At 72.3% G+C, this 9,012-nt stretch carries 8 protein-coding genes and 1 pseudogene; 5 read left to right on the plus strand and 4 right to left on the minus strand.

Features of this window, described 5'->3' with window-relative positions; all coding sequences use genetic code 11:
* Positions 1-55: 55 nt before the first annotated feature.
* Positions 56-784, minus strand: a complete 729-nt coding sequence (locus ACFRCR_RS13480; RefSeq protein WP_191795558.1) for a response regulator — start codon at positions 782-784, stop codon at positions 56-58.
* Positions 781-2,541, minus strand: a complete 1,761-nt coding sequence (locus ACFRCR_RS13485) for an ATP-binding protein (RefSeq protein WP_377678201.1) — start codon at positions 2,539-2,541, stop codon at positions 781-783. Before ACFRCR_RS13485 ends, ACFRCR_RS13480 begins: the two co-directional genes overlap by 4 nt.
* Before the next feature lie 225 nt (positions 2,542-2,766).
* Here ACFRCR_RS13485 and ACFRCR_RS13490 point away from each other — a divergent pair, with 225 nt between their 5' ends.
* From ACFRCR_RS13490 to ACFRCR_RS13505, 4 genes are read left to right on the plus strand one after another with little or no spacing between them, the layout of a single operon-like run.
* Positions 2,767-3,840: a Bug family tripartite tricarboxylate transporter substrate binding protein gene (locus ACFRCR_RS13490; protein ID WP_377678202.1), complete on the plus strand. Its 1,074-nt coding sequence runs from the start codon at positions 2,767-2,769 to the stop codon at positions 3,838-3,840.
* Position 3,841: 1 nt separating this feature from the next.
* The gene (locus ACFRCR_RS13495; protein ID WP_377678204.1) at positions 3,842-4,516 is read left to right on the plus strand and encodes a tripartite tricarboxylate transporter TctB family protein; all 675 of its coding nucleotides are present in this window, start codon (positions 3,842-3,844) and stop codon (positions 4,514-4,516) included.
* Positions 4,509-6,068, plus strand: a complete 1,560-nt coding sequence (locus ACFRCR_RS13500) for a tripartite tricarboxylate transporter permease (RefSeq protein WP_377678206.1) — start codon at positions 4,509-4,511, stop codon at positions 6,066-6,068. The genes ACFRCR_RS13495 and ACFRCR_RS13500 overlap by 8 nt, the downstream gene beginning before the upstream one ends.
* Positions 6,068-6,457, plus strand: a complete 390-nt coding sequence (locus tag ACFRCR_RS13505; RefSeq protein ID WP_377678207.1) for a universal stress protein — start codon at positions 6,068-6,070, stop codon at positions 6,455-6,457. The genes ACFRCR_RS13500 and ACFRCR_RS13505 overlap by 1 nt, the downstream gene beginning before the upstream one ends.
* A 154-nt stretch (positions 6,458-6,611) precedes the next feature.
* Here ACFRCR_RS13505 and ACFRCR_RS13510 read toward each other — a convergent pair whose 3' ends face one another.
* Both ACFRCR_RS13510 and ACFRCR_RS13515 read right to left on the minus strand, forming a co-directional pair.
* Positions 6,612-7,385, minus strand: a complete 774-nt coding sequence (locus ACFRCR_RS13510; RefSeq protein WP_030151063.1) for an HAD-IIA family hydrolase — start codon at positions 7,383-7,385, stop codon at positions 6,612-6,614.
* Positions 7,382-8,281 carry a DedA family protein gene (locus ACFRCR_RS13515; RefSeq protein WP_377678209.1) on the minus strand — a complete coding sequence of 300 codons (900 nt, stop codon included), beginning with the start codon at positions 8,279-8,281 and terminating at the stop codon, positions 7,382-7,384. The genes ACFRCR_RS13510 and ACFRCR_RS13515 overlap by 4 nt, the downstream gene beginning before the upstream one ends.
* Before the next feature lie 235 nt (positions 8,282-8,516).
* Here ACFRCR_RS13515 and ACFRCR_RS13520 point away from each other — a divergent pair.
* A pseudogene (locus ACFRCR_RS13520) lies at positions 8,517-9,012 on the plus strand (RNA methyltransferase); the annotation flags it as partial.

Consider the following 9,012-nt stretch of genomic DNA (forward strand, 5'->3'; position numbering starts at 1 on the left):
GGCCGGGACCTTTCGAGGTCCCGGCCCGCCCGCCGTTCTTGTGCTCGCGGCCCCGCTAGGACGGCGACTCCGCGCTGACCGCGAGGAGCGGCTTGTAGCGGTTCTCGGGGCGACCGGCCGAGCCGTACCGCGGGTTGACCTCGGCCTGGCCGATCGCGACGAGGTGCTCGAGGTAGCGTCGGGCGCTGACCCGGGACATCCCTGTCGCCTCGGCCACGTCGACCGCAGAGGCGTCGACCGACCCGGTCCTGCACACCTCGACGAGAGCCCCGACGACGAGCTCCAGGCTGCGGTCGGACAGGCCCTTGGGCAGCTGGGGACCCTCGTTGCGGGCCTGCCGGACGAGCCGGTCGACCGTGGCCTGGTCGAGCGCACCGTCGGTCGCCCGCACCTGTGCGCGGAACCGGACCACCTCGTCGAGCCGTCCCCGCAGCACGGCCGCCGTGAACGGCTTGACGAGGTAGTGCTGCACCCCGCCCGCCATGGCGCGCCGCACGCTGTCGAGCTCGCGTGCCGCCGTCGTCGCGATGACGTCCACGGGGGGACCGGGCCGCCGGCGCAGCTGGTTCAGCACCGCGAACCCGCTCGTGTCGGGCAGGTAGATGTCGAGCAGGACGAGGTCGGGCTCGAGCACCGAGATCGCTCGGACGGCCTCCGCCCCCGTGCGAGCCTCGCCGACGACGACGAAGCGGGGGTGGCTCTCCACGAACCCGCGGTGCAGGCGGGAGATGAGGGGGTCGTCCTCGACGATCAGGGTGCGCAGTCGGTCGTCTGTGGATGTCATCGGTGCACCGTCCCGGTGAGTCGGTCGAGTGCGGCCCCCGAGAGGGCCGCGGAGGAGCGCACGGGCAGCGTCAGCGTGAGTCGCGCGCCGCCGAGCGGTGAGGTCGTGAAGCCGACGGTGCCGCCCCGTCGGGCGACGATCCGTCGCACGAGGGCGAGCCCGATGCCGCGCGCGGTTCCCGCGTCGGAGCCCGGCGTCGGCTGGAGCTGAGGTGCGGGGGCGTCGTCGTGCCGGAGGGCGTCCCACCGGGGTGACGACGACGTGCCGGCACGCGGCACCCGGCGGACGGACCGGGGCGGCTGCGCTCCCGCGTGCTTGGTGCTGAAGCCGGGCCGGAAGACCGCGGCGCGCAACGCCGTCGGGACGCCCGGGCCGTCGTCGTCGACGAGGACGGTGATCTCCTCGTCGTCCTCCTGGACGAGGACCTGGACCGTCCCGCCGGGGCCCGCCGCGTCGATCGCGTTGTCGATCGCGTTGCCGAGGATCGTCAGGACGTCCTGCTGGAGGGTCGTCTCGTCGGGGGAGTCGGGGGCGTCGAGCACCGAGCAGGGGTCGACCTCGAGGTCGATCCCGCGCTCGCGCGCAGTGGTCGCCTTGGCCAGGAGCAGGGCCGCGACCTGCGGGCTGTGGACGCCCGGGGCGATCACGCTCGCCGTGAGGAGCCCGCCGTGCCCGGCGCGCTCGATGAAGGCGACGGCCTCGACGTGCTGCCCCAGCTCGAGGAGCCCCGAGACGACGTGCAGCTTGTTGGCGAACTCGTGCGACTGCGCGCGCAGGGCGTCGGTCAGGTCGCGGGCGCCGTCGAGGTCCTGCAGGAGGGCGTGCAGCTCGGTGTGGTCGCGCAGGACGAGCACCGCGCCCACCGCCCGCCCGTCGACCGTCGCCGGGTTGGCGCGGGCCAGGAGCACGCGCTCGCCCGCGAGGAGCAGCTCGCCGCTCGAGTGGTCGCCGGGACGGTCGGCGAGCTCCAGGAGCTGGCCGTCGAGCACGTCGGTCGCGAGCGACCCGACGGGGGCCTCGCCGGGCCCCAGCCCCAGGAGGCGACGGGCCTCGTCGTTCACGAGGGCGACCCGCCCGGTGCGGTCCAGGGCCACGACGCCCTCGCTGATGCCGTGGAGCATCGCGTCACGTGTCTCGAGCAGGGACGCGATCTCCTCCGGCTCGAGCCGGTAGATCCTGCGGCGGACCAGCTGCGTGACCCACCAGGCGCACACGACCCCGCCCGCTGCGGCGGTGCCCAGCGCGAGGAGCAGGCCGTCCAGGTCCTCGCGGAAGTCCGCGTGGAGCTGCGACTCGAGGATGCCGACCGACGCGGCCCCGATGACGGACCGGCCCGACTCGTCGAAGATGGGGACCTTGACGCGCCACGACTCGCCCAGGGTGCCGGTCTGGGTCCCGATGTAGGTCCCCCCGGACAGGGGGACGGACGGGTCGGTGGACACACGTTCCCCTATGCGTGCCGCCGTGGGGTGGGACATGCGGATGCCCTCGTCGTCGGTCACGACGACGTAGGTCACGTCGGAGGCCTCGCGGATGACCTCGGCGATGGGCTGGATGGTGGCTGACGGGTCGGCCGAGCCCAGCGCGTCCCTGATGGCAGGCAGCCCCGCGACGGACTGCGCGACCCCGGTCATCCGATCCAGGTACGCGTCACGAAGCTGCCGCTCCTGCAGGGTCCCCGCGACCACGCCTGCGGCCGAGACCACGGCGAGGACGATGACGACCTGCAGCAGGAGCAGCTGAACCCTGAGCGGCATTGCCCATCCCACCGGACCAGTGTGCCCCAGGCCACAGGGGCGGTCCGCCACTCGGACGCAGAACCGAGACGTACCCGTGACCTGGCGCCGGAAATCCACCTGACCACAACGACCACAACGTCCATTACGACCTCAGGGACCACGCACCACCTCCGCGCTCCTAGGCTCCGCTGCACACCAACGGCCCGGGACCACGACGTCGCGAGGCCTGCTCAAGGAGGAGAAATGGCATCCGTCGTCAGCCCGCGCAGCGGGCACAGCACCAGCCGGCCGGGGCGTCGCCGCCTGGTCGGCGCAGCAGCACTCACGAGTCTCGCCCTCGCCCTCAGCGCCTGCGCAGGACTCGCCTCGGGTGACGAGGCCCCGGCCGCAGAGGGCAGCGACAAGCCCGCCGCGGTCGGCCTGGCCTCGCTCGACATCATCGTCCCCGCAGACCCCGGCGGCGGCTGGGACCAGACCGGCCGCGCGCTCCAGAAGGAGCTGCAGGCCACCGGGCTGGCGAAGACCATCAACGTGACCAACGTGGGCGGCGCGGGCGGGACCGTCGGGCTGGCGTCCCTCGCGAACGTCAAGGAGCCCAACACCCTCATGGTCACCGGGCTCGTCATGGTCGGTGCGGTCGAGACCAACAAGTCCCAGGCCCGCATCGAGGACACGACGCCGATCGCGCGGCTCACGGAGGAGCCGCTCGTCATCGTCGTGCCGGCCGCGTCCAAGTACACGACGCTCAAGGAGCTCGTGGACGACATCGTCGCCAACGGCAAGGACGTCACCGTCACCGGTGGGTCGGCAGGCGGCGCGGACCACATCCTCGCGGGGATGCTCCTCAAGCAGGCCGGCGTCCCGTCGGAGAAGCTCGTCGACACGCTCAACTACGTCGCGTACTCGGGCGGTGGCGAGTCCCTCGCCGCCCTCCTGGGCAACAAGGTCAGCGCCGGGATCTCCGGCGTGGGCGAGTACGTCGAGCAGGTCAACGCGGGCACGGTCCGCGCGCTCGCGGTCACGAGCCCCGAGAAGGTCGAGGCTCTCCCCGACGTCCCCACGCTCCACGACGCGGGCTATGGCTTCGACCTCACCAACTGGCGTGGCGTGCTCGCCCCCGCCGACATCACGGACGAGGAGCGCGCCGCGCTCGAGGCCGTCCTCACGGAGCTCCACGCGTCCGACGAGTGGCAGGCCACGCTCGAGGAGAAGGGCTGGGCGGACGCGTTCGTCACCGGCGCCGACTTCGACGACTACCTCCAGCAGAACATCGCCGACATCCAGGCGGTCCTGCAGGACATCGGTCTGGTCATCTGACATGTCCCCGTCCTCTGTCGTCCCGCCCGGTGAATCCCCCGCACCGGGCGGGGCCTCCCCCCAGGTCGTCACGGGCCGTCGCGCCGACCCGCGCGGCCAGGACCCGGTGACCGAAGAGGTCCCGCTCACCGGCGGGACCGGGCCGTCGGGGGCCGCTGCGGCGCACACCGTCGCGGCCCCCAGGCGGCGGATCGGCGAGTACGTCGTCGCCGGGGTCACCGTGGCGCTCGGCGTGTTCGTGATCGTCGACGCCGGGACCATCGTGGTCCCGGGGTCGGCGGGGACCATGGGCCCTCGCGCCTTCCCGTACCTCGTCGGCGGCCTGCTGCTGATCTCGGGCGTCCTCGTGCTGATCGGGCTCCTGCGCGGGAGGTTCGGCGAGGAGGACGACGGCGAGGACGTCGACCCGAACGTCAGGACCGACTGGAAGACGGTCGCGCTCCTCGGCGTCATCTTCGTGGCGCACGTCTACACGATCAACCTCGCCGGCTGGCCGGTGGCGGCGACGCTGCTCTTCGGCGGGTCGGCGATCGTGCTCGGCGCGCGCCCGTGGTGGCGCGCGATCGCGCTCGCCGTCGTCCTCGCGCTCGTCGTCCAGCTCGTCTTCGGCGGACTGCTCGGCCTGTCGCTGCCCCCCGGCCCGTTCCTCGAAGGGGTGAGCTTGTTCCGTGGATAACCTCTCCGCACTGATGGAGGGCTTCGCGACGGTCGCGCAGCCCATGTACCTGCTCTACGCGCTGTTCGGCGTCTTCATCGGGACGGCGGTCGGCGTCCTGCCGGGCATCGGCCCCGCCATGACCATCGCGCTGCTCCTTCCCCTGACGTACTCGCTCGACGCGACGGCCGCGATCATCGTGTTCGCGGGCATCTACTACGGCGGCATGTACGGCGGGTCGACGACCTCGATCCTGCTGAACACCCCGGGCGAGTCCGCCTCGATCGTGACCGCGCTCGAGGGCCACAAGATGGCTCGGCTCGGACGCGGCGCCGCAGCGCTCGCCACGGCCGCGATCGGGTCGTTCGTCGCGGGCACCATCGCGACCGTGCTCCTGACGCTCGTCGCACCCGTCATGGCGAAGTGGGCGGTCCAGCTCGGGGAACCCGACTACTTCGCGCTCATGATCGTCGCCTTCATCACGGTGGGAGCGCTCCTCGGCAAGTCGGTCTCGCGCGGCATGGTCGCGCTGGCCCTCGGCCTGTTCCTGGGGCTCATGGGCACGGACACACTGACCGGGCAGCAGCGCTTCACGTTCGGCGTCCCGAACCTCGCCGACGGTCTCAGCGTCGTCATCGTCGCCGTGGGCCTGTTCGCAGTGGGCGAGGCGCTCTACGTCGCCTCTCGCCTGCGGCACGGGCCGGTGCACGTCATCCCGGTCGAGAAGGGGTGGCGCTCCTGGATGAAGCCCGAGGACTGGCGCCGCTCGTGGAAGCCCTGGCTCCGCGGCACCGCGATCGGCTTCCCCGTCGGGACCATCCCGGCCGGTGGCGCCGACGTGGCGACGTTCCTGTCGTACGCGACCGAGCGCAAGCTCGCGGGCAAGCACAAGGACCAGTTCGGCAAGGGGGCCATCGAGGGCGTCGCAGGCCCGGAGTCGGCGAACAACGCCGCGGCCTCGGGCGTCCTCGTCCCCCTCCTGACCCTGGGGCTCCCCACGACGGCGACCGCGGCCATCATCATCGTCGCGTTCCAGTCGTACGGGATCCAGCCGGGCCCGATGCTCTTCCAGACGCAGTCGTCGCTCGTGTGGGCGCTCATCGCGAGCCTCTACATCGGCAACCTCATGCTGATCGTCCTGAACCTGCCGCTCGTCGGCATGTGGGTCAAGGTCCTCCAGATCCCCCGGCACTACCTGTACGCGGGCATCCTGCTGTTCGGGGCGCTCGGGTCCTATGCGCTCAACTTCTCCCCGATCGACGTGCTCATCCTGCTCGTCATCGGTGTTGTCGGCTTCTTCATGCGGCGCTACGGCTACCCCGTGGCCCCCATGGTGGTCGGCATGATCCTCGGCCCCATGGCCGAGGACCGCCTGAGGCGCTCCCTGACCATCAGCCAGGGAGACCTCTCCTACCTCGTGACGAGCCCGTTCGCGGCCACCGCCTACGTCTCGATCCTGGTGATCGTGGGCCTGGGCCTGTGGCTCAAGAGCCGTGAGAAGCGTGCCAACGCCGAGCTGTCCCGGCTCGGCGAGGAGATTCGTGAAGAATCCCAGTCGCAGGAGGTGAACTGATGACCGTCGTCCTCGCCTACGCGCCCGGCGACCTCGGAACCGCCACCGCTCGCTCAGCGGGCCGGTCGGCCGCGCTGCTCGGGTCGAAGGTCGTGATCGTCAACGCGACCCGGGCGGACCGGCTCGTCGACCCCCGGTGGGCCGACGAGGCCGAGCTGGCCCACGTCATCGAGATCCTCGACGAGGCGCAGGTCGGCCACGAGGTGCGCCACCTGAAGTCCGGCGCCCTGCCGGCCGACGTGGTCCTCGAGGTCGCCGACGAGGTCGACGCCGAGCTCATCGTCGTCGGCCTGCGCCGCCGGACCCCGGTGGGCAAGCTCGTGCTCGGCTCGACGCCTCAGCAGATCCTGCTGCGGGCGAACTGCCCGGTCCTGGCCGTCAAGGCCTGAACCGCGGCACACGGACCGCCGCCCCGGTACCCCGAGCTGGTCGGGGGGCCGGGGCGGTGCGCTGTCCGGGGGAGGGGCGGCGGGGTCGCCCACGGGCGGCAGGGCCACCGGTCGGCACGCCGGCCCTCGAGCAGGGCCGGCCGCCGGAGGAGGCTCAGATGCGGTCGACGAGGTCCGCGATCGAGTCGACGACCTTGCTGGGCCGGAACGGGAAGGTGTCGACCTCGTGGAGCTTGGTCGAGCCCGTCATGACGAGGTACGTGTAGAGCCCCGCCTCGATGCCTGCGACGACGTCGGTGTCCATGCGGTCGCCGATCATCGCGGTCGTCTCGGAGTGCGCGTCGATCCGGTTGAGCGCGGACCGGAACATCATGGGGTTGGGCTTGCCCACGAAGTAGGGCTCGCGCCCCGTCGCTGCCGTGATCATGGCCGCGACCGCGCCCGTGGCGGGCAGCGGCCCCTGCTGCGAGGGGCCGGTCGTGTCCGGGTTGGTGCAGATGAAGCGCGAGCCGCCCAGGATCAGGCGCACGGCCTTGGTGATGGCCTCGAACGAGTAGGTGCGCGTCTCGCCGAGGACCACGTAGTCGGGGTCGGACTCGGTGAGCGTGTACCCGGCCTCGTAGAGCGCCGTCGTGAGGCCTGCCTCGCCGATCGCGTACGCGCTGCCACCCGGGACCTGGTCGCTCAGGAACTGCGCGGTGGCCAGCGCGGACGTCCAGATCGACTCCTCGGGCACCTCGATGCCCGAGGTCGCGAGGCGCGCACGCAGGTCACGGGCCGTGAAGATCGAGTTGTTCGTGAGGATGAGGAACGGGCGCTCCTTGTCCCGCAGGGCCCGGATGAACTCCGGGGCGCCGGGGATGGCGTGGCCCTCGTGGACGAGCACGCCGTCCATGTCGGTGAGCCAGCTCTCGATCACGCGGGTCATCGGTGGTCCTCTCCTGGGGTGTGCTCGACGGTGCCCGTCGACGTCTCGGGCCCCGGCGCCGGGGCGGTGCTCGGGTCGGCGGGGGCCGCAGCGGCCTCACCGCTGGTCGACGTTGCGGGCGTCGCGGAGGCGGTGGCGAGCTCGGAGACGGTCGCGGCGTCCGTCAGGGCGCCCGTGCCCTCGGCCGTGACCCGCCGGGACTCCCGGCGGGCGCGCAGGACCTCGATCACGACGGGGATCACGGAGATCGCGACGATGAGCACGAGGATCGTCTCGATGTGGTCGTTGACGAACTGGACGCTGCCCAGCCAGTAGCCGAGGAGCGTCACGCCGACGCCCCAGACGAACGCGCCGATGAGGTTGTAGACCACGAACGTGCGGTAGCGCATGCCGCTCATGCCGGCGGCGACCGGCGCGAACGTCCGCAGGAAGGGGACGAACCGCGCGAGGATGACCGTGCGACCGCCGAAGCGCTCGAAGTAGTCGTGCGCCTGGTCGATGTACTTGGTCTTCAGGACGCGGGCGTCGGGCTTGAAGAGCCGCGGACCGATCTTGTTCCCGATCAGGTAGGCGAGCTGGTCCCCCAGGAACGCGGCGGCGAAGATCATGCCGCACACGAGCCAGATCGACAGGTTCAGCTCGTCCTGCGCGACCAGGAGGCCCGCGGTGAAGAGCAGCGAGTCACCGGGCAGGAACGGGAACAGCAGACCGGTCTCGATGAAGACCACGGCGACGATGCCGAACACCGCGTAGACGCCGAAGCGTTCGATGAACCCGCTGATCATGTTCCGCGCGTCGAGCCAGTCGGGCCCGAGGGCGACCACGTGGCTCCCGTCGACGGCAGAGAGCGCGGCCGTGGCGTCGGGCAGCGTGGACGTGAGCAGGTCGGTGAGCACGCACCCAGCGTAGTCGGCGCGCCGTCGCGCGGGCCCGGACCCACGTGGCGTGACCGTGAACATCGTGGGGGGATCGCCCGGCCAGGCCCGCCCGGCCCGGGCCCGGCGCCACCCGGCCAGGCCCGCCCGGCCCGGCCCCGGCGCCACCCGCCCAGGACCACCCGGCCCGGCCCCGGCGCCACCCGCCCAGGACCACCCGGCCCGGGTACCGAGCGGGGCCGGGGAGAATGGGGAGGTGACCGAGACCTCCGCGCACCGCACGCCGTCCGACGCCCCGGGGGCGGACACCACCGACACCACCGCACGCCGCGGCGAGGACGAGGTCGAGGTGGGCGTCGGCCCCTGGCCCGGAGGCAGGGCGGCATGGCCGACCGACCCGCGCTACGACGTCGAGCTCCTGGAGCACGGCGACCGCCGCAACGTCGTGGACGCGTACCGCTACTGGACGGTCGAGGCCGTCGTCGCGGACATGGACGCGCGCAGGCCGCGCGACCGGCGCCTGCACGTCGCGATCGAGAACTGGGGCCACGACCTCAACATCGGCTCGGTCGTGCGCACCGCGAACGCGTTCAACGCGGCCGGGGTGCACATCGTGGGGCGGCGCCGCTGGAACCGTCGCGGCGCCATGGTCACGGACCGCTACCAGCACGTGAGCCACCACCCGCAGGTCGAGGACCTGCTGGCCTGGGCCGCGGGCGCCCCCCGCGGGGCGGGGGGGCCCCGCAAAGGGG

It is taken from the genome of Oerskovia sp. NPDC056781 (assembly GCF_042789955.1).
Taxonomy (GTDB): domain Bacteria; phylum Actinomycetota; class Actinomycetes; order Actinomycetales; family Cellulomonadaceae; genus Oerskovia; species Oerskovia rustica.